Genomic DNA, 17248 nt, shown 5'->3' with positions numbered 1-17248 from the left:
GGCTGGCATTCATTTTCTGGAATTATCATGGCAACAGCGATCCCCCCGGGCGAGTCCCTCATCGAATACCCGAGCGATTTCCCCATCAAGGTGATGGGTCCGACGCATATCGACTTCGCTCCCACCATCCTGGAGCTTGTGATCAAGCACGATCCGACCTTTCACAAGGGCAAGATGGAAGAGCGTCCGTCGGCCAAGGGCAACTACACCGGCCTGACGGTGACCGTGCGCGCCACCAGCCGTCCGCAGCTGGACGCGCTGTACACCGAGCTGTCGGCGCATCCGATGGTCAAAATCGTGATGTAAGCGCCTTAGCTGTGCTGGAGCTGCGCGGTGAACGCCGCCATCTCCGCCAGCATCCACGCGCGGAAGGCCCGCACCTGCGGCTTGGCCGCCGCCCCCGGCGGACTGACAAAGTAGTAATCGTGCGGACTGGGCGCGGCAATATCGAACAGCCGCACCAGCTGGCCCGACGCAATCTCCTGCATCGCCACCACGTGCCGCACCAGCGCCACGCCGTCGCCATCGACGGCCGAGCGTATCAGCATCGACAAATCCTCGAACATCACGCCGCCGGCAGGCTCCGGCAGCTCCAGCCCGGCCGCGCGGAACCAGGGCAGCCACGGCTCGTTGGAGCGCAGCAAGGTGGCTTGCGCCAGGTCGGCCGGCGTGGCCGGCAGCGTCCCGCCCCGGTAGTGAGGACTCACAGCCGGATAGTAGATGTCGCCCATCAGCCGGTCCACCACCATGCCCGGGTACTGCCCGCGTCCAAAGCGGATGCCCACGTCGATGGCTTCCCGCTCCAGGTCCTGCATGTGGCCGCTGGCCTGCAGCAATACCTCCACATTGGGATGGCGCTCGATGAAATGGCCCAGCCGTGGCGCCAGCCAGCGCGCCGCGAAGGATGGAATGGCCGACACCGTGAGGCGCTGGGTGCCCTGGCCGGGCCGCAGCGCGTCGGCCCCGGCGGCGATGTCGCCGAACGCCCTGGCCAGCAGCTGCGCGAACTTCAGCGCGTCCGGCGTCACCTTCACGTGGCGGCCGTTGCGCACGAACAGCGGCGTGCCCAGTTCCTGTTCCAGCGCGCGCACCTGGTGGCTGATGGCGCCATGGGTCAGGTGCAGCTCGTCGGCCGCGCGCGAGAAATTCTCATGCCGGGCCGCCGCCTCGAAAGCGCGCAGTTGCTGGAAGGTGGGCAGGCGCATGGCTGTGTGAACTCGATGGACGGTTTTTATGTGAATGAGATTAGCAAGAACAGTCAAAATATATCGTTATGTGGACGCATGGGCAAGCTTTACCATGTGTGGAAACCCTCACTACGCCGGAGCGCATCATGAGCCTTACCCTGTACGTCGACAGCCAGTTCACCAGTCCCTACGCCTTGTCCGTGTTCGCCACCCTGAAGGAAAAGGGCTTGCCGTTCGAACTGAAGACCGTGGACCTGGACGCCGGAGCCCAGCTGCAGCCCCCGTTTCGCGACCTGGCGCTGACCGCGCGCGTGCCGGCGCTGGTGCACGACGGCTTCGTGCTGACCGAGTCGAGCGCCATCAGCGAGTACCTGGACGAAGTGTTTCCGGCGCCCGAATACCACGCCGTGCTGCCGCGCAATTCGCAGCGCCGCGCCCAGGCGCGCCAGATCCAGGCCTGGCTGCGCAGCGATTTGATGCCGATCCGGCAAGAACGCAGCACCATCACGGTGTTCTACGAGCCGGCCACGCAGCCGCTGTCGGCCGAGGCGCTGGCCGCGGCCGACAAGCTGATCCGCACCGCCGGCAAGCTGGTGGACGGCCCCAACCTGTTCACCCGCTGGTGCGTGGCCGACACCGACCTGGCCATCATGCTGCTGCGCCTGATCAGGAGCGGCCACGAGGTGCCGCAAAAGCTGGTCGACTACGCCGAGGGCCAGTGGCAGCGTCCGCCGGTGCAGGCGTGGCTGACGCTCCTGCCCAAAAAATAGGCGCGGCAAGAAAGTATTTCATCACTGACTTATAATGTCGGGATGTCCATCGCCCCGGCAATCATCCGCCACCTCGGCCAAGCCGAGTACGAACCCACCTTCGCCGCCATGCGCGTGTTCACCGACGCGCGCACGCCCGATACGCCCGACGAACTGTGGATCGTCGAGCATCCGCCCGTCTTCACGCTGGGCCTGGGCGCCGACCGCGGCCACCTGCTGGCGGGCGCGGCGGCCATCCCGGTTGTACAGACCGACCGGGGCGGCGAAGTCACCTACCATGGCCCCGGCCAGGTGGTGATCTACCTGATGATGGACCTGCGCCGCAACAAGCCGGGCGGCAAGCTGTACGCCCGCCAGTTCGTCCATAAAATCGAGCAAGCCATCATCAATGTGCTGCAGGCGTATAATCTCGGCGGTGAACGCGTCGAGGGCGCGCCCGGCATCTATATCGCCGGCGGCCCGAAAAAAGGCGCCAAGATCGCCGCGCTCGGCCTGAAAGTGCGCGGCAACGGCTGCACCTACCATGGGGTGTCGCTGAATGTTGGCATGGACCTTGCTCCGTTTACCTGGATTAACCCATGCGGCTACTCCGGACTGGAAACCATCGATATGCGATCCATGGGGGTTGAAGCGCCGCTTGCCGACGTGCAGCTGGCGCTGGCCAACGAACTGGTGCGGCTGCTTGAGGCAGCTGTTCCCGCCGAAGAAACTACTGTATCAATTTAAGCCTATGACCACCGAGACCCCTTCCAGCACCGCCCCCGCCGCCCCAGCTTACAACGCTAGCGAAAAGCAAAAAGGCGCCAGCAAGACCTCGCGCATTCCGATCAAGATCACGCCGATCGAGCAGATCGAGCGCCTGAAAAAGCCGGACTGGATCCGCGTCAAGGCCGCCTCGGCGAACACCCGCTTCTACGAGATCAAAGAGATCCTGCGCGAGAACAAGCTGGTCACCGTGTGCGAAGAGGCGAGCTGCCCCAACATCGGCGAATGCTTCGGCAAGGGCACGGCCACTTTCATGATCATGGGCGACAAGTGCACGCGCCGCTGCCCGTTCTGCGACGTCGGCCACGGCCGCCCGGACCCGCTGGACGTCGACGAGCCGCAAAACCTGGCCAACACCATCGCCAAGCTGCGCCTGAGCTACGTGGTGATCACCTCGGTGGACCGCGACGACCTGCGCGACGGCGGCGCCCAGCACTTTGTCGAGTGCATCACCAAGACCAAGGAACTGTCGCCGAAGACGCAGATCGAAGTACTGGTGCCGGACTTCCGCGGCCGCCTGCAAAAGGCGCTCGACATCTTCGCCAACGGCCTGCCGGACGTGATGAACCACAACCTGGAAACCGTGCCGCGCCTGTACAAGGAAGCGCGTCCGGGTTCGGACTATATGCATTCGCTGAAGCTGCTGAAAGACTTCAAGGCCATGTACCCCGGCGTGAAGACCAAGTCCGGCATCATGGTGGGCCTGGGCGAGACCGACGAGGAAATCCTGCAGGTGATGCGCGACATGCGCGAGCACGACATCGACATGCTGACCATCGGCCAGTACCTGGCGCCGTCCAACAGCCACCTGCCGGTGCGCCGCTACGTGCACCCGGACGTGTTCAAGATGTTCGAGGAAGAGGCCTACAAGATGGGCTTCAAGCACGCCGCCGTGGGCGCCATGGTGCGTTCCTCGTACCACGCCGACGAACAGGCGCACAACGTGCTGGAAGCCGTGTAAGCCTGGCGCAGGTGCGCATCGAACCGTCCTGGAAGCTGCAGCTGCAGGACCGGTTCGGGCAGCCGTACTGGTCCTCGCTGACCGCCTTCGTGAAGGAAGAGTACGCGGCGGGCCACTGCTGCCCGCCCGGCCGCGACATCTTGCGCGCCGTCGGCCTGACGCCATTCGACGACGTCAAACTGCTCATCCTGGGCCAGGCCCCCTACACATGCCGGGCTTCTACGCAGCCTGAGTGAACCCGGCACGGTTGGCCGCAAAATGCCGCTCTACCTCGCCGATGGACCGGTGTTTTTAAAGGATGGCTCCGTTACTGGCGAGTGCAAATCACTTTCCGCACCTATCGCGCAGTCCTGGCAGAGCTAGTGCGTGTCTGCCGTCGAGGACAATATCTTGAACATGTCTGCGGCGCCGAGCGTGCCCTGTTTGCCCTCTTCCGCAGCCGTCACCAGTTCCGTCATGCGGCGGTTGACGGGCGCATCCATGCCCAGCGAGGCCGCCAGCGCCGTGATGGCGCCGTTCAGGTAGTGCACTTCGGTCTTGCGGCCGGCCTGCAAGTCTTCCCACATCGATGAACGCGCTTCCGGGTCTATCTTCAGCATGGACGCCGCCACCCGCGTGAACAGCGCGTCCGGCAGCCGCAGGATCAGCGAGAACGCGCGCGGGCCGACGCTGACCACCTTGGCCGGCTTGATGCCCGCCCTGGCCAGCACCGCGCGGCCCTCGTCCACCATCAGTGCCAGCGAGCGCCGGTAGCCGCGCTGGCGCAGCTGCTGCACCAGCGGCACGCCGGACAGCGCGTTCACGGAATTGTTCAGGTTGATGAGCAGCTTGCCCCACTGGATGGACGCGAAATCCGCACATTCGGTGACCGGCAGCTGCGCCGCTGCGAACGCGGCCAGCCACGGCTGCAGCGCGGGCGATGCCTCCGCCATCAGTTCGCCCGCCGTGCCCCGGTGCAGGCGGCCATCGGGCATTTGCACCACGTTGAAGGGCACCATGCCGCCGAGTACCGTCCAGCCGGGCAGGATGCGGCGCAGCGTGTCCGCATTGCCGACGCCGTTCTGCAGGCTGAGTACCAGTGCGCCGGGCCCCGCATGCACACGGATGGCCTCGGCTGCCGCTGCTGTGTCCGCGCTTTTCACCGTCACCAGGATCAGCGCGGCGCCAGCCAGCGCGGCGGCATCGTCCGTGTAGGGTATGCGCGCGCCGTCCAGTCTTAAAGCGCGGCCATGCAGGTCGGTCAGCTGCAGGCCGTGCGCGGCGATGCGCTGGCGCATGCGCGCCCGCCCCAGCAAAGTCACATTGGCGCCCGCGCCCAGCAGCGCGCCGCCGACGTAGGCGCCGATCGAGCCGGCGCCGAAGACGGCGATCGCGCCGGGAGAGGGAGCAAGCGGACTGTCCATGAATAGCAATAGAATACTGTTGTGGGCCAGGCTCCAATATGAACGCAAACGCCGTCGTGAACAGTAAAAATAGCGACAATCCGGCGGCGCTTCTCTATGATTCGTCTAAGACAAAGTGAATGGAACAACGCATGAACGCACCGAAATTCAGCATCGAACAGTTCAACGAACGCAGCGAAGGCAAACTGCCAGGGCACATGGGCATCCACTTCACGGCCATCGCCCCGGGCGAGGCCAGCGCTGAACTGACGGTGGCGCCCCACCACCTGGCGCCGAACGGCTACCTGCACGCCGGCACCGTGGTCACCCTGGCCGATACCGCCTGCGGCTACGGCTGCATCGCCAGCCTGCCGGAAGGTGCGGCCAATTTCACCACGCTGGAACTGAAGTCCAACCATCTCGGCACCGCGCGCGAGGGCGTCGTTGCCGTCACCGCCAAGGTGGCGCACATGGGCCGCACCACCCAGGTCTGGGACGCCACCGTGGTGCACAAGGATACGGGCAAGACCATCGCCATGTTCCGCTGCACGCAGATGATCCTGTATCCGAAGTAAGGCGCTAAGGATTGCTCATGATCGAAGCCGCCCGTACCGCAACGCTCGGCCTGCTGCTGGCGTCCTCGCTTGCCTGCGCGCAGACTCCGTACAACGACGATGCCACCTACCGGGGGCTGGGCGGCCAGGAAGGGATCAAGAAGATCACCGATACCTTTGTCGCGCTGGTGCTGGCCGACCCCCGCATCAAGGCGTCGTTCGACGATTTCGACATTCCGCAGCTGAACCTGCGCCTGCAGGAGCAGTTCTGCGAGTTCGCGGGCGGCCCGTGCAAGTACACCGGCAAATACCGCGACAAGACCATGGACGGCGTGGGCACGGTGCGCGACATGAAGTCGGTCCATATCGACCTGAAGATCAGCAACGCGCAGTTCAACGCGCTGGCCGAGGATCTGCAGATCGCCATGGAACAGCACGGCGTGGCCACCAGCGTGTCGAACAAGCTGATCGCCAAGCTGGCGCCGATGCAGCGCGATATCGTGACGTCCTCGCCGGGTGTGCAGCTGGGCGCCCGGCCGGACATGGGCAAATTCCTGGCTACCGGCGGCGTGAGCCAGCTCGAAGGCGCCGGTGGCGGCGGCATCACGCCGTGGGCGCTGATCACCGGCTACGGCTCGCGCGACAGCTGGGGCGCCAATGCCCACTACACGCAGGTGAAAACGCAGGACTATTCGCTGGGCGCCTACGGCGTGGCGATCGGCATCGGCGACCGGCTGGAGCTGTCGCTGGCGCGCCAGGACTTCAAGGGCGACCTGGCGCCGCTGCACGACTTGCGCATCAAGCAGGACATCGTCGGGCTGAAGGTGCGCCTGATGGGCGACGCGGTCTACGAGCAGGACTCCTGGCTGCCGCAGGTGGCGGCGGGCATCATGTACAAGAAAAACAAGGGCGTCGGCGGCCTGGGCGCGCTGGGCGTCACCAATGTGACCCAGCTGGGCGCCAGGGATGACAGCGGCTACGACTACTACGTGGCCGCCACCAAGGTGCTGTTCGAGCAGAGCCTGCTGGTCAATGCCACCTTGCGCGCCACCAAGGCCAACCAGATGGGCATACTCGGCTTCGGCGGCGACCAGGGCGACCATGCCAGGATCATGCCGGAAGCGTCGGTGGCCTACCTGATCAACCGCAAGCTGGCGCTCGGCGCCGAGTACCGCCGCAAGCCGCACAATCTGGGCGTGGACCCGGAAAAAGCCTACTGGGACGCTTTTGTAGCCTGGTTCCCGACCCGCAACATGTCCGTCACGGCGGCCTACGCCAACCTGGGCGAGATCACGGTGTTCAACAAGAAAAAGCAGAAGGGCTGGTACCTGTCGGTGCAAACCGGCTTCTAAAACGAAAAGGACGCCGGCGGCGTCCTCTTTTTAACCCTGCAGCGCTTTTTCAAGCAGCTTGTGCAGCGCCGGGAATTCCGGCTCGCCCACGTAGCGCTTGATGATGCGGCCTTCCTTGTCGATGACGAAGGTGGTGGGCGTCATGGCCACGTTGCCGTAGGCCTTGGCCGCGTCGCCCTTCACGTCCAGCGCCACCTTGAACGGCAACTGCCGCGTTTCCGCGAAGTTCAGCACGTAACTGGGCGGATCTTCCTTCATCGCCACCGCCACGAACTCCAGGCCCTTGTCCTTGTACTTGTTGTACGTGTCCACCATCTGCGGCATTTCCTTGACGCAGGTGGCGCAGGAGGTGGCCCAGAAGTTCACCATCACCACCTTGCCGCGCAAGCTGGCCGGCGTGATCTGCTCGCCTTTGATGCCGAGGAAAGTCACATCCGGCGCACTGCTGTGCTGGTTCAGCGAAAAGTAAGCGGTCACTCCCAGGCCGGCGATGACAGCGGCGGCCAGGGCGGGTTTGATCCAGGCGGTGGAGGAGGACATGATCAGTTGGCGGCAGGTTTAGGCTGGTACTGTTTCCATTCTTCTTCAGTAATATACTCGAAAACCTTGACCACCTTGTAGACGCCGCTCACGCCGCGCGCCACGTCGGCCGCGATGGTGCCTTCGCGCTGCGTCACGCGGCCCATCAGGTAGACGTTGCCGCGCTCGGTGACCACCTTGAAGGAGTTGGCCGAGATGTCTTTCATGTCCACCAGGCTGGCTTTCACCTTGGTCGTGATGAGGGCGTCGTTCGAGCGCGAGGTGTAGCTGGCCGGACCGGCGATTTCCAGCTCGTTGGTGACCGACAGCACGCCTTCGATGGCGCGTACTTCGCGTTCCACGTTGTCCTTCATGGCCTGGTCGCGCACTTCGCCGGTCAGCAGCACGCGGCGGTTGAAGCTGGCCACGTTCACATGGCCGGCGTCGCCCACCAGGTTGGGCAGCTTGACTTCGGTCTTGACGGCGATGGCCTTGTCTTCGGTTTGTGCGCCGAAAGTGCGGCGGTCGGATGCGGCCAGGGTGCCGCCCACGGCGCCGCCCACCACCAGCGGAACGCAGGCGGACAGCGACGACAGCAGGACAGCGCCAAATACCACGCGGCGAACTACGGTGCCGGCTTTACTCATTCACATCTCCTCCAAATAGCGCGACGTCGATGCCGTCGCACAAAGCATGTATGGTCACCAGGTGGACTTCCTGGATGCGGGCGGTACGGTCGGCCGGTACGCAGATGTGCACGTCGGCGTCGGTCAGCATTTTGCCGATGGCGCCGCCGCCCTTGCCGGTCATGGCGATCACGCGCATTTCGCGTTCCAGCGCCGCTTCGATGGCCGCCATCACGTTGGCCGAGTTGCCGGACGTGGAAATGGCCAGCAGGATGTCGCCGGCCTGGCCGAACGCCTGCACCTGCTTCGAGAAGATCTCGCGGTAGCTGTAGTCGTTCGCCACCGCCGTCAGGATGGAGGTGTCGGTGGCCAGCGAAATGGCCGGCAGCGGGAAGCGCTCGCGTTCGAAGCGTCCCACCAGCTCGGCGGCGAAATGCTGCGCGTCGGCAGCCGAGCCGCCATTGCCGCAGGCCAAGATCTTGTTACCGTTGGACAAAGCCGAAAACATCAGTTCAATAGCCTGCCCGATCGGCTGCGCCAGCACGGTCGCGGACTGGATCTTGATTTCGGCACTTTCGTGGAAGTGGGAGAGGATGCGTTGAGTATTCATGGTGTGGGATTATAGTGCAGTCGCGAGACAGACCGGACAAGCGCTGTTAAAAATGCTTACATATCAAGCAGGGCGCTCAGGAACCCGCCTCCAGCACGTTTTTGAGCCAGCTTAACTTCCCGGCATCGATGGCCACCAGGTCGAAGCGGCACGGCGGCAGCGGTTTCATGCGCAGCAGGTAGAACTGCGCGGCGTGAACCAGGCGGCGCTGCTTGGCCGGCGTGACGCTGGCGGCGGCGCCGCCGAAGCCGCGGCTGGTCCGCTGGCGCACTTCGACGAACACCAGGCCCTTGCCGTCGCGCATGATCAGGTCGATCTCGCCGCCCTGGCAGCGGAAATTGCGCTCCACCAGTACCAGGCCGTGCTGCTGCAAGTGGGCCAGCGCCTCGTCCTCGCCTGCGTTGCCCTGCAGCTGCCGCGTGGTGAGGGGCATGGCGCCGGCCTAAGGCTGCACCGGTTGCGGCACGCCGTTCTTGTACACCGCCGGCTGCACGCGCCGCTCGAACACGGCCGGGCCGTCGCCAAAGCGCACCTTCAACTGCCCGGTCACCCCATCCAGCTTGAAATCGGCGCTTTGCTTGTGCTGCGCGTTGCGGGCGATTTCGTGCGCGATGCGGAAGGCGTCGATGCCCAGCGCGTACAGGCGCTCCATGTCCGCGTCCCGGCCCACCGTTTGCGGATAGACCATCACCGCCGGGTGGTCGCGCTGTATTTGCCATGGCAGGTCCAGCAGGCGCACGCCGTCCAGCTCGGGGCCGGGCAGCTGCCTGGCCTTGCCAGGGTTGAGCGACGAGGTGCCGTAGACCGCGATCTCGCCCAGCGGCGGCGCCTGCAGCGCCACGCGCAGCTGGCGCGCCTGGTCCGGGTCCAGCGCGGCGAACACCAGCGCCGACGGCTCGCTTTGCAGCCGCGCGCGCAGCGCCACCATTTCGCCGTCGCTCAGGTAACCGTTCAGCACCATCATTTCCGCCGTCTTGGCCGAGCGGCCCAGGCGCTGCCATTGCGCGGCGAAGGCGCTCGCGCTGCGGCGCTGGTACTGGGCCTGATTGGACAGGATGTAGGCGATGGCGCCAGGCTGCTCGCGCGCGGCCCAGTTGGCGGCCTGGCGCGCCTCGTCCTCGATCGACAAGCCGATCACCAGCATTTGCGCAGGCAGCGTGGTTTCGCCGCGTCCGTCCGGGTGGTTGAGGGCGATGGTGGGTTTCTGCACCAGCGGGCTGGCCGCCACGGCGGTGACCGCCGAACGGGCCAGCGGGCCGACTATCATGTCCTGCTGCTCCAGCGCCGTGCCGTAAGTGGCCAGCACGTCCTGCGCCGCGTCGCCGGTTTCGATCACGGTGACGGCGATGCCCGCGCGGTCGCGTTCCCAGGCGGCCAGGAAGCCGTCGCGCACGGCCTCGGCGGCCACGCGCAGCGGTTCGGAGCGCAGCGGCAGCATCAGGCCGATGCGGTAGCCGGGAGCGGCATCGGCTGCCGCGCCTGCGGTGGCGCTGGGAGCAGCGGCGGATGCGTCCGCGCCGGCGCTGGCCGGCAGCGCGGCAGGCGATTCGGTCTGCGTGCCGGGCATGGCCACGGCAAAAGTTTCCACGACCGGCTGCGGCGCTTCCGGCGGGCGTTCCGGCGCGGGCCGGGGCGCGGCGGGCGCCGGTTGCGGCATCGGGCTTGTAATTGACGTCACAGGCGCGCACAATTTGCCCGGCGCGTCGCAAGGCGTGCTGCAAGCGCTGGTCAGACCGGCTGCCAGGCACAACAGCAGCATTTTCACTCTTATAGGCAGCATCCAACCTCCATGACAGACCAAGCAACCAGCATCGCCACCCTGCCCGTACTGGGCGAGACAGCCAACCAGACCTATCCTATCGCAACATTGTACGTAGTGGCGACCCCGATCGGTAATGTCACCGATATAAGTCTGAGGGGGTTGCATGTTTTGAGCCTGGTGGATGCGGTGGCCTGCGAGGACACCCGCAACACCGCCCAGCTGCTGACCCGCTTCGGCCTGCACAAGCCGCTCATCGCCGCCCACCAGCACAACGAGCGCGAAGCGGCCGAAACGCTGGTCGCGCGCCTGCAGGCGGGTGAACGCATCGCCCTGGTGTCGGACGCCGGCACGCCCGCCGTGTCCGACCCCGGCGCGCGCATCGTGGACGCGGTGCGCGCGGCCGGCCTGCGCGTGGTGCCGCTGCCCGGCGCCTCGGCGGCCGTGACGGCCATCTCCGCCAGCGGCCTGCTGAACGACCAGTTCCACTTCATCGGTTTCCTGCCGTCCAGAGCCAAGCAGCGCGAAACCATGCTGCAGCAACTGCGCAACGTCACCGCCACCATGGTGTTCTACGAAGCGCCGCACCGCATCGTCGAATGCGCGGCTGCGCTGGCGGCAGCGTTCGAGCCCACGCGCCAGGTGGTGTTCGCGCGCGAGCTGACCAAGCTGTTCGAAGAAATCCACCGCTGCCCGCTGTCCGAGGCCGTGGCCTGGCTGGGCGCGGACCCGCACCGCGAGAAGGGCGAATACGTGGTGCTGCTGGAAGGCGCGGCCGAAGCGGAGGACGCGCAGGACGCCGAAGCCGAGCGTATCCTGGCCCTGCTGGTGGCCGAGCTGCCCGTCAAACAGGCCGCCGCGCTCACCGCGCAAATCACCGGCCGCAAGAAAAACGCGCTGTACGAGCGCGCCCTGCAGATGAAGGCCGGCGCTGGCGCATAAACGCCCGGATGATATAAATTTAGCAATTGATTTGCAGCTGCTTTGGCCGCATACTGGGCTGTTTGATACTTAATGTTGTTCATTATGCCATGCAAGTAACCCATCGCTGTTCTTACAAGGAGCTCTTATGATCTCGTCGGAAGAATTGAGCCAACTGACTGCCAAGGCTGCAAAAAAAGAGGCTTTTCAAATGGGAAAAGCCAACAAGTCCTGGGACGATTTTGAAAAGTGGATGAAGGACAAGTGGGGGCAGCCGCATGCGGCCAAGTTGCAGGCGCTGTACTACGATGCGATCGCGAATACCCAGATACTGGCGGACTACAACGCGGTGTGTCAGCGGTTTCTGAACCTTAATCTGGGAAATTTTCAGACTTGCAAAATCGGATTGAGTGAGCACCGTAAAGTGCGTCTTTGCAGTTTGGTCGATGGGCTGAATATTGCCCTGCCCGGTAATGTCGACTTCCAGCCGACCATACTCATCAAGCTGCAGCCCAGCTCCGAAGAGGCGGGCGGCAAGAACCGAAAAGAGCTGTTCAAGTCCCAGATCAAAGCCAGCGTTACCCTGCTCAACGCGGCTACCGCTTTGTTGACCTATCTATGCGATCTGTCGGATACGGCGCGGCAAAATATGAGATCCGAAGACGGACTGGATTTCCGCTTTCTGCTGACCACCGACTTTTACAAGACTGCCAGCGGCCTGCCGGGAGGAATTTGCCACGTCCAGGTTCATAAGGCTTTATCCGCCAAGTCCGCACAATTCTTCTTGCGCAAGGGGTGATTGCCGCCGGCAGGCGCTACCATTTGCAGCCGTGATCCTTTTTGTCCATGGCCAGCAATAGCGGCGCCAGCAGGCCGCCCGGGATGCCGTCCTTGCAGTCGGCGCGCGCCGCCCGCGACATCTTGCGCGCCAGCGGCGTTTCGCTGGCCAGCGGCTTCTCGGGAAATTGCCCCACCGCCGTTCCCGCCTTGGCCGGATCGCGCTCGTTCGCCACCTTGCGCGCCGAGCGCCGCGCCGCATCCATATCGAACTTTGGGGCCGCCTCGGCCTGTGCCGGCTCCGCGAACGGATCGGCCGGCGTCGCCGGCGCTTCCGATGCGGGCGCAGGGGCCACCCAGGTCATGCCCGGCGCTTCGCTTGTCGGCGTGGCCTCAGGGTTTGTTGCTGGCGCTGGTGTGCGCGCAGTGCGTTCCTTGCGGATGTTTTTTTTCGGCGGCGGCGGCGGTTCGGCTTGCACCGTCAGCGGCACGCGCTGCGGCGGCAGCGGCTGCGGGATGGGCGGCGCGACGGGCGCCGGGCGCAGCCAGACCGTGATGGTTTCCTGCTGCGGCAGTACGGGCGCCGGCGGCGTCCAGCCGAAACGGGACTGATACAGCAAGCCCACATGCAGCACGATGGAAATCGCCACGCCGATGGCAATGCCGCCCGGCCTGCTGGCCGGCGAGCCATACCGCTCCACTGCGTAGGAAGAGTGCAGGCGCATGATGTTTTGCTTAATTAATATGCAGACAGTGTCCCATAACGAAGAAAAACCTGCATTTCTGAAGTTTTTTCGCCGCTGCCCTTGACCGAAGAAAACCCAGCTTGTATTATCTTGCTTCTTCGGAGTGTAGCGCAGCCCGGTAGCGCACCTGGTTTGGGACCAGGGGGTCCAAGGTTCGAATCCTTGTACTCCGACCAAAATTTAAAAACCCGCTTGATGGCAACATCAAGCGGGTTTTTTCTATTTCAGGCTGATGAAATTTAAGGCAAGCTAAGCCGCATTTCCCCCACCTCGGGGTCAGACCCCGAAGTGGGGGGGAATGCGGCTCAGCTTGCTAGCCGGCGCGCTTCGCCGCTATGGCGTTGCCGGCGCGGCTGGCGCCTTTGCGGCCCAGCACTTGCGAAATGTATTGCCCCGCGTCCACGACGATGTCGAGGTCGATGCCGGTTTCAATGCCCAGTCCGTTCATCATGTACAGCACGTCTTCGGTGGCCACGTTGCCGGTGGCGCCCTTGGCGTACGGGCAGCCGCCCAGGCCGGATACCGAGGAGTGGAAGATCGCAATCCCCAGCTCCAGGCTGGCGTAGATGTTGGCCAGCGCCTGGCCGTAGGTGTCGTGGAAGTGCCCTGACAGGCCGTCCAGGCGGAACGCGCCAATGGCAGTTTGCATCACCGCCTGTGTCTTGCGCGGCGTGGCCACGCCGATGGTGTCGGCGATGTCGATCTCGTCGCAGCCCAGGTCGCGCATGCGGCCCACCACGTCGGCCACCGCGTCCAGCGGCACGTCGCCCTGGTACGGGCAGCCGAACGAGCAGCTGATGGAGCCGCGCAGGCGCAGGCCGTTGTCCTTGGCGGCCTTGGCCACGTCCACGAAGCGGGCGATCGATTCGGCGATGGAGCAGTTGATGTTCTTCTGCGAGAACGCTTCCGAGGCCGAGCCGAAAATCACCACCTCGTCCGCCCTGGCCGCCAGCGCCGCCTCGAAGCCTTGCATATTTGGCGTCAGCGCGGAGTAGATCGTGCCCGGCTTGCGCGCGATGGCGGCCATGACCTCTTTGCTGGTGGCCATTTGCGGCACCCATTTGGGCGACACGAAGGACGCCGCTTCGATGTTGGCGAAACCGGCGCTGGTAAGGCGGTCCACCAGCTCGGTCTTCACCTCGGCGGAGATGGTCTCCTTCTCGTTCTGCAGGCCGTCGCGCGGGCCGACTTCAACGATTTTGACTTGCTTGGGCAGTGCGTTCATTTGAGTCCCTTGTTCAGTATCCATGCTGGCGGTTGATGACGTCGGCCACCGCCTCGCCGCGTTCCATCTGGCGGATCTTGCCGGCGATTTGCTGCACGCTTTCGCGCCGCAGCGTCAGGGCCGAAATATGCGGCGTGATGGTGATGCGCGGCTCCTGCCAGAACGGGTGCTGCACGGGCAACGGCTCGTTGCGGAACACGTCCAGCGTGGCCGCCGCGATATGGCGGGATTTGACCAGCGTCAGCAGGTCCGGCTCGGCCAGGTGTGCGCCGCGGCCGACGTTGATCAGGTAGGCGCCTTGCGGCAGCTTGCACATATTGGTGCGGTTGAGGATGTTGGCGGTGTCCGGCGTCAGCGGCAGCAGGCATACGGCCACGCGCGAGCCACGCAGGAAGGTGTCCAGCCCGTCGGCGCCATGGAAGCACTGCACGCCGTCCATGCTTTTGGCGCTGCGGCTCCAGGCGCGCAGCGGGAAGCCGAACTCCTTCAGCGCTTGCAGTACGCGGGTGCCCAGCATGCCCATGCCCAGCACGCCCACTGAAAAATCTTCGCGGTTGTGTTGCTGCAGCGGCGTCCATTGCCCGGCGCGCGCCTGCGCCTCGTACTCGTCGAAACGGCGGTAGTAGCGCAGCACCGCGTGCGTGACGTATTCGGCCATCTGCACGCCCATGCCCGCGTCGCCCAGGCGCACGATGGGCACGTTGTGCGGCAGCTGGGCGTCGAAATTCAGGATGCCGTCCGCGCCGGCGCCGGTCAGGAATACCGCCTTCACATCGGCCAGCGCCTGCAGCATGGCTTCCGGCGGCGCCCACGTCACCGCGTAGTCGCAGGGCTGCAGCGGCTCGTCTGCGTGCCATACCACCACTTCGGCCTCCGGCAGGTGCCGCGCGAAGTCCTTGATCCAGGGCTCGGTCTGGCCATCCGCCCTGTGCAGCAAAATTCGCATGCCGCTCTCCTTCTCAGGCGGCGGCCTTGAACGCCAGCAGCGGAGCGCCGTCGGCAACCTGGTCGCCCACCGCGTACAGCACGTCTTCGACCAGGCCGTCGTGCGGGGCGGAGATGGTGTGCTCCATCTTCATCGCTTCCATGATGACCAGCGCGTCGCCCTTCTTCACTTGCCTGCCCTTCTCGGCCAGCACCGCCACCACCTTGCCCGGCATCGGCGCGGTCAGGCGGCCGCCATCGGCTTCGGCCTCGCCGGCATGCGCCATCGGATCGTTGTAGGCCAGTGCGTAGTGCGCGCCGCCGGTGAATACGTGGAACACATCCCCGTCGCGGCGCACGCTGCCGTGCCAGGCGGTGTCGCCCAGCTTGATGCTGAAGTCCGTGCCCTGCTGCGACATCAGGCTCAGGCGCTCGGGCTGCGCCTCGGCGCAAGCCGGCAGGTTGAACAGCCAGTCCGCGTCGCGGTAGGTGATCTGCACGTTGTAGGCTTTGGCCGGCAGCGCCGCCGCGTAGTCGTCCGTGAAGGACAGGCCGCGCGTGTAGGCGTTGTTCATGCGCCAGCCCAGCGCCTGTCCCCACGGGTCGGCGGCATTGGCGCCGGACTGCGCGGCCGATGCGTCCTTCTCTGCTTCGATCAGCGCCACGGCGGCCAGCGCCAGCGCGCCTTCGGCTGCCGGCTGGGCGGCCGGGAACAGCGCGTCGTGGTTGCGTTCAATCAGGCCGGTGTCCAGGTCGGCGGTGGCGAAGGCTTCGCCTTCCACCAGGCGTTTCAGGAAGGCGATGTTGGCCGCCAGCCCCACAATCTGGTACTGCGCCAGCGCCTGCGACATGCGGGCCAGCGCCTGCTTGCGGTCCGCGCCCCAGACGATCAGCTTGGCGATCATCGGGTCGTAGAACGGCGAGATGGCGTCGCCCTCGCGCACGCCGGAATCGATGCGCACGCCGGACGGATGGCCCGGAATGCCGCCCAGTTCGAAGTTCACCGCATCGGGCGTGTCCAGGTGGCGCAACGTGCCGATCGAGGGCAGGAAGCCCTTCTCCGGGTTCTCCGCGTAGATGCGCGCTTCGATGGCGTGGCCATGGATGCGCAGCTCGTCCTGCTTCTTCGGCAGCGGCTCGCCTGCGGCCACGCGCAGCTGCCATTCCACCAGGTCGGTGCCGGTGATCATTTCGGTCACCGGGTGCTCCACCTGCAGGCGGGTGTTCATCTCCATGAAGTAGAACGAGCCGTCCTGGTTGGCGATGAACTCCACCGTGCCGGCCCCGACGTAGCCCACCGCCTTGGCGGCGGCCACCGCCGCTTCACCCATGGCGGCGCGGCGTTCGTCCGTCATGTTCGGCGCCGGCGCTTCCTCCAGCACTTTCTGGTGGCGGCGCTGCACCGAGCAGTCGCGCTCGAACAGGTAGATGCAGTTGCCCAGCGTGTCGGCGAACACCTGGATCTCGATGTGGCGCGGGCGCTGCAGGTATTTCTCGGCCAGTACCTTGTCGTCGCCGAAGGAGCTGATCGCTTCGCGCTTGCAGGAGGCCAGCGCCTCCTTGAAGGCGTCCGAATTGTCAACCACGCGCATGCCTTTGCCGCCGCCGCCGGCGGAGGCTTTGAGCAGCACGGGGTAGCCGATGCGGTCGGCTTCCCGGTTCAGGAAATCGGCGTCCTGGTTGTCGCCGTGGTAGCCGGGCACCAGCGGCACGGCGGCCTTTTCCATCAGCGACTTGGCGGCGGACTTGGAGCCCATTGCGCGCATCGCCGAAGCCGGCGGGCCAATGAACACCAGGCCCGCTTCGGCGCACGCGTCAGCGAACTCGGCGTTCTCCGACAGGAAGCCGTAGCCGGGGTGGATCGCCTGCGCGCCGGTGGCCTTGGCCACAGCAATGATCTTGTCGCCGCGCAGATAGCTTTCCTTGGCGGCGGCGGGGCCGATCAGCACCGCTTCGTCGCACACCGCGACGTGCTTGGCATTGGCGTCCGCTTCCGAGTACACGGCAACGGTCTTGATGCCCAGGCGGCGTGCGGTGGCGGCGACGCGGCAGGCGATTTCGCCACGGTTGGCAATCAGGATTTTCTTGAACATGTGGTCTCTCTCTATTCAGCTCGTGGCTTTAGATTTTTTGGTGCGCTTGGCCGGTTACGCTTCGCTAACCCGCCCTA

At 65.2% G+C, this 17248-nt stretch carries 20 protein-coding genes, 1 tRNA gene and 1 pseudogene; 11 read left to right on the top strand and 11 right to left on the bottom strand.

The annotated features are described in order from the left end of the window. Positions 1–27: 27 nt before the first annotated feature. Positions 28–306, top strand: coding sequence for a DUF493 family protein (locus tag ASD15_RS07460; RefSeq protein WP_057154196.1), 279 nt, complete (start codon positions 28–30; stop codon positions 304–306). A 5-nt stretch (positions 307–311) separates the two neighbouring features. Here the strand turns inward: ASD15_RS07460 and gcvA are convergent, their stop codons facing one another. Next, on the bottom strand, positions 312–1205 hold the full coding sequence (gene gcvA / locus ASD15_RS07455) for a transcriptional regulator GcvA (protein WP_057154195.1): 894 nt from the start codon (positions 1203–1205) through the stop codon (positions 312–314). A 128-nt stretch (positions 1206–1333) separates the two neighbouring features. On the opposite strand from gcvA, the gene yfcF reads away from it, so the two are divergent. The 4 genes from yfcF to ASD15_RS07435 are packed head-to-tail and all read left to right on the top strand — an operon-like array spanning position 1334 to position 3919. Beyond that, positions 1334–1957 (top strand): glutathione transferase, encoded by a 624-nt coding sequence (yfcF, locus tag ASD15_RS07450; protein ID WP_057154194.1) that lies wholly within the window; start codon positions 1334–1336, stop codon positions 1955–1957. 42 nt (positions 1958–1999) lie between these two features. After that, on the top strand, positions 2000–2683 hold the full coding sequence (gene lipB, locus ASD15_RS07445) for a lipoyl(octanoyl) transferase LipB (protein ID WP_057154193.1): 684 nt from the start codon (positions 2000–2002) through the stop codon (positions 2681–2683). A 4-nt stretch (positions 2684–2687) separates the two neighbouring features. Beyond that, a complete protein-coding gene (gene lipA, locus ASD15_RS07440; protein ID WP_057154192.1) occupies positions 2688–3683 on the top strand; it encodes a lipoyl synthase in 996 nt (331 codons plus the stop codon). An 11-nt stretch (positions 3684–3694) separates the two neighbouring features. Then, the gene (locus ASD15_RS07435; protein ID WP_057154191.1) at positions 3695–3919 is read left to right on the top strand and encodes a hypothetical protein; all 225 of its coding nucleotides are present in this window, start codon (positions 3695–3697) and stop codon (positions 3917–3919) included. 123 nt (positions 3920–4042) lie between these two features. Here the strand turns inward: ASD15_RS07435 and ASD15_RS07430 are convergent, their stop codons facing one another. Continuing rightward, on the bottom strand, positions 4043–5086 hold the full coding sequence (locus ASD15_RS07430; RefSeq protein WP_057154190.1) for a 2-dehydropantoate 2-reductase: 1044 nt from the start codon (positions 5084–5086) through the stop codon (positions 4043–4045). A gap of 131 nt (positions 5087–5217) precedes the next feature. Between ASD15_RS07430 and ASD15_RS07425 the strand changes: the two genes are divergently transcribed. The 3 genes and pseudogenes from ASD15_RS07425 to ASD15_RS07420 all read left to right on the top strand — a co-directional run bounded on the left by ASD15_RS07425 (position 5218) and on the right by ASD15_RS07420 (position 6971). Continuing rightward, entirely contained in the window at positions 5218–5640 is a 423-nt protein-coding gene (locus tag ASD15_RS07425) for a PaaI family thioesterase (protein WP_057154189.1), read from the top strand. 17 nt (positions 5641–5657) lie between these two features. After that, positions 5658–6059, top strand: a pseudogene (locus tag ASD15_RS32870) (group 1 truncated hemoglobin); the annotation flags it as partial. A gap of 45 nt (positions 6060–6104) precedes the next feature. Continuing rightward, the gene (locus ASD15_RS07420; protein WP_057154325.1) at positions 6105–6971 is read left to right on the top strand and encodes a DUF3034 family protein; all 867 of its coding nucleotides are present in this window, start codon (positions 6105–6107) and stop codon (positions 6969–6971) included. Positions 6972–7001: 30 nt separating this feature from the next. Here the strand turns inward: ASD15_RS07420 and ASD15_RS07415 are convergent, their stop codons facing one another. The 5 genes from ASD15_RS07415 to ASD15_RS07395 all read right to left on the bottom strand — a co-directional run bounded on the left by ASD15_RS07415 (position 7002) and on the right by ASD15_RS07395 (position 10314). Next, positions 7002–7511 (bottom strand): TlpA disulfide reductase family protein, encoded by a 510-nt coding sequence (locus tag ASD15_RS07415; RefSeq protein WP_057154188.1) that lies wholly within the window; start codon positions 7509–7511, stop codon positions 7002–7004. A gap of 2 nt (positions 7512–7513) precedes the next feature. After that, a complete protein-coding gene (locus ASD15_RS07410; protein WP_057154187.1) occupies positions 7514–8137 on the bottom strand; it encodes a BON domain-containing protein in 624 nt (207 codons plus the stop codon). Then, positions 8130–8726, bottom strand: coding sequence for a phosphoheptose isomerase (locus tag ASD15_RS07405; RefSeq protein ID WP_057154186.1), 597 nt, complete (start codon positions 8724–8726; stop codon positions 8130–8132). Before ASD15_RS07405 ends, ASD15_RS07410 begins: the two co-directional genes overlap by 8 nt. 76 nt (positions 8727–8802) lie before the next feature. Then, positions 8803–9159, bottom strand: coding sequence for a YraN family protein (locus ASD15_RS07400; RefSeq protein ID WP_057154185.1), 357 nt, complete (start codon positions 9157–9159; stop codon positions 8803–8805). A 9-nt stretch (positions 9160–9168) separates the two neighbouring features. After that, positions 9169–10314 (bottom strand): penicillin-binding protein activator, encoded by a 1146-nt coding sequence (locus ASD15_RS07395; RefSeq protein WP_229418102.1) that lies wholly within the window; start codon positions 10312–10314, stop codon positions 9169–9171. Positions 10315–10515: 201 nt separating this feature from the next. On the opposite strand from ASD15_RS07395, the gene rsmI reads away from it, so the two are divergent. Next, positions 10516–11427 carry a 16S rRNA (cytidine(1402)-2'-O)-methyltransferase gene (gene rsmI / locus ASD15_RS07390; RefSeq protein ID WP_057154184.1) on the top strand — a complete coding sequence of 304 codons (912 nt, stop codon included), beginning with the start codon at positions 10516–10518 and terminating at the stop codon, positions 11425–11427. A gap of 127 nt (positions 11428–11554) precedes the next feature. Beyond that, a complete protein-coding gene (locus ASD15_RS07385; RefSeq protein ID WP_057154183.1) occupies positions 11555–12205 on the top strand; it encodes a hypothetical protein in 651 nt (216 codons plus the stop codon). A 16-nt stretch (positions 12206–12221) separates the two neighbouring features. On the opposite strand, the gene ASD15_RS07380 is transcribed toward ASD15_RS07385, so the two are convergent. After that, on the bottom strand, positions 12222–12908 hold the full coding sequence (locus tag ASD15_RS07380; RefSeq protein ID WP_057154182.1) for a hypothetical protein: 687 nt from the start codon (positions 12906–12908) through the stop codon (positions 12222–12224). 120 nt (positions 12909–13028) lie between these two features. Between ASD15_RS07380 and ASD15_RS07375 the strand changes: the two genes are divergently transcribed. Then, a tRNA-Pro gene (locus ASD15_RS07375) sits at positions 13029–13105 on the top strand. A gap of 137 nt (positions 13106–13242) precedes the next feature. On the opposite strand, the gene ASD15_RS07370 is transcribed toward ASD15_RS07375, so the two are convergent. Genes ASD15_RS07370 through ASD15_RS07360 form a run of 3 tightly spaced genes read right to left on the bottom strand, consistent with a single transcriptional unit; the run spans position 13243 to position 17171 of the window. Next, entirely contained in the window at positions 13243–14154 is a 912-nt protein-coding gene (locus ASD15_RS07370; RefSeq protein WP_057154181.1) for a hydroxymethylglutaryl-CoA lyase, read from the bottom strand. A 13-nt stretch (positions 14155–14167) separates the two neighbouring features. Beyond that, on the bottom strand, positions 14168–15100 hold the full coding sequence (locus ASD15_RS07365) for a glyoxylate/hydroxypyruvate reductase A (protein ID WP_057154180.1): 933 nt from the start codon (positions 15098–15100) through the stop codon (positions 14168–14170). 13 nt (positions 15101–15113) lie between these two features. Continuing rightward, a complete protein-coding gene (locus ASD15_RS07360; protein ID WP_057154179.1) occupies positions 15114–17171 on the bottom strand; it encodes an acetyl/propionyl/methylcrotonyl-CoA carboxylase subunit alpha in 2058 nt (685 codons plus the stop codon). Positions 17172–17248 lie beyond the last annotated feature (77 nt).

The organism is Massilia sp. Root351 (assembly GCF_001425045.1).
Classification (GTDB): Bacteria; Pseudomonadota; Gammaproteobacteria; order Burkholderiales; family Burkholderiaceae_D; genus Rugamonas.
The sequence above is the reverse complement of the archived record's forward strand: the minus strand, read 5'-3'. Positions and strand labels throughout refer to the sequence as shown.

Excerpts from the sequence above, each read along its gene's own strand:
- gcvA (WP_057154195.1), bottom strand. The coding sequence starts at position 1,205 with ATGCGCCTGCCCACCTTCCAGCAACTGCGCGCTTTCGAGGCGGCGGCC.
- ASD15_RS07365 (WP_057154180.1), bottom strand. The coding sequence starts at position 15,100 with ATGCGAATTTTGCTGCACAGGGCGGATGGCCAGACCGAGCCCTGGATC.
- lipA (WP_057154192.1), top strand. The coding sequence starts at position 2,688 with ATGACCACCGAGACCCCTTCCAGCACCGCCCCCGCCGCCCCAGCTTAC.
- ASD15_RS07385 (WP_057154183.1), top strand. The coding sequence starts at position 11,555 with ATGATCTCGTCGGAAGAATTGAGCCAACTGACTGCCAAGGCTGCAAAA.
- ASD15_RS07410 (WP_057154187.1), bottom strand. The coding sequence starts at position 8,137 with ATGAGTAAAGCCGGCACCGTAGTTCGCCGCGTGGTATTTGGCGCTGTC.
- ASD15_RS07360 (WP_057154179.1), bottom strand. The coding sequence starts at position 17,171 with ATGTTCAAGAAAATCCTGATTGCCAACCGTGGCGAAATCGCCTGCCGC.
- lipB (WP_057154193.1), top strand. The coding sequence starts at position 2,000 with ATGTCCATCGCCCCGGCAATCATCCGCCACCTCGGCCAAGCCGAGTAC.
- rsmI (WP_057154184.1), top strand. The coding sequence starts at position 10,516 with ATGACAGACCAAGCAACCAGCATCGCCACCCTGCCCGTACTGGGCGAG.
- ASD15_RS07430 (WP_057154190.1), bottom strand. The coding sequence starts at position 5,086 with ATGGACAGTCCGCTTGCTCCCTCTCCCGGCGCGATCGCCGTCTTCGGC.
- ASD15_RS07460 (WP_057154196.1), top strand. The coding sequence starts at position 28 with ATGGCAACAGCGATCCCCCCGGGCGAGTCCCTCATCGAATACCCGAGC.
- ASD15_RS07415 (WP_057154188.1), bottom strand. The coding sequence starts at position 7,511 with ATGTCCTCCTCCACCGCCTGGATCAAACCCGCCCTGGCCGCCGCTGTC.
- ASD15_RS07425 (WP_057154189.1), top strand. The coding sequence starts at position 5,218 with ATGAACGCACCGAAATTCAGCATCGAACAGTTCAACGAACGCAGCGAA.
- ASD15_RS07370 (WP_057154181.1), bottom strand. The coding sequence starts at position 14,154 with ATGAACGCACTGCCCAAGCAAGTCAAAATCGTTGAAGTCGGCCCGCGC.
- ASD15_RS07400 (WP_057154185.1), bottom strand. The coding sequence starts at position 9,159 with ATGCCCCTCACCACGCGGCAGCTGCAGGGCAACGCAGGCGAGGACGAG.
- ASD15_RS07420 (WP_057154325.1), top strand. The coding sequence starts at position 6,105 with ATGCAGCGCGATATCGTGACGTCCTCGCCGGGTGTGCAGCTGGGCGCC.
- ASD15_RS07405 (WP_057154186.1), bottom strand. The coding sequence starts at position 8,726 with ATGAATACTCAACGCATCCTCTCCCACTTCCACGAAAGTGCCGAAATC.
- ASD15_RS07380 (WP_057154182.1), bottom strand. The coding sequence starts at position 12,908 with ATGCGCCTGCACTCTTCCTACGCAGTGGAGCGGTATGGCTCGCCGGCC.
- yfcF (WP_057154194.1), top strand. The coding sequence starts at position 1,334 with ATGAGCCTTACCCTGTACGTCGACAGCCAGTTCACCAGTCCCTACGCC.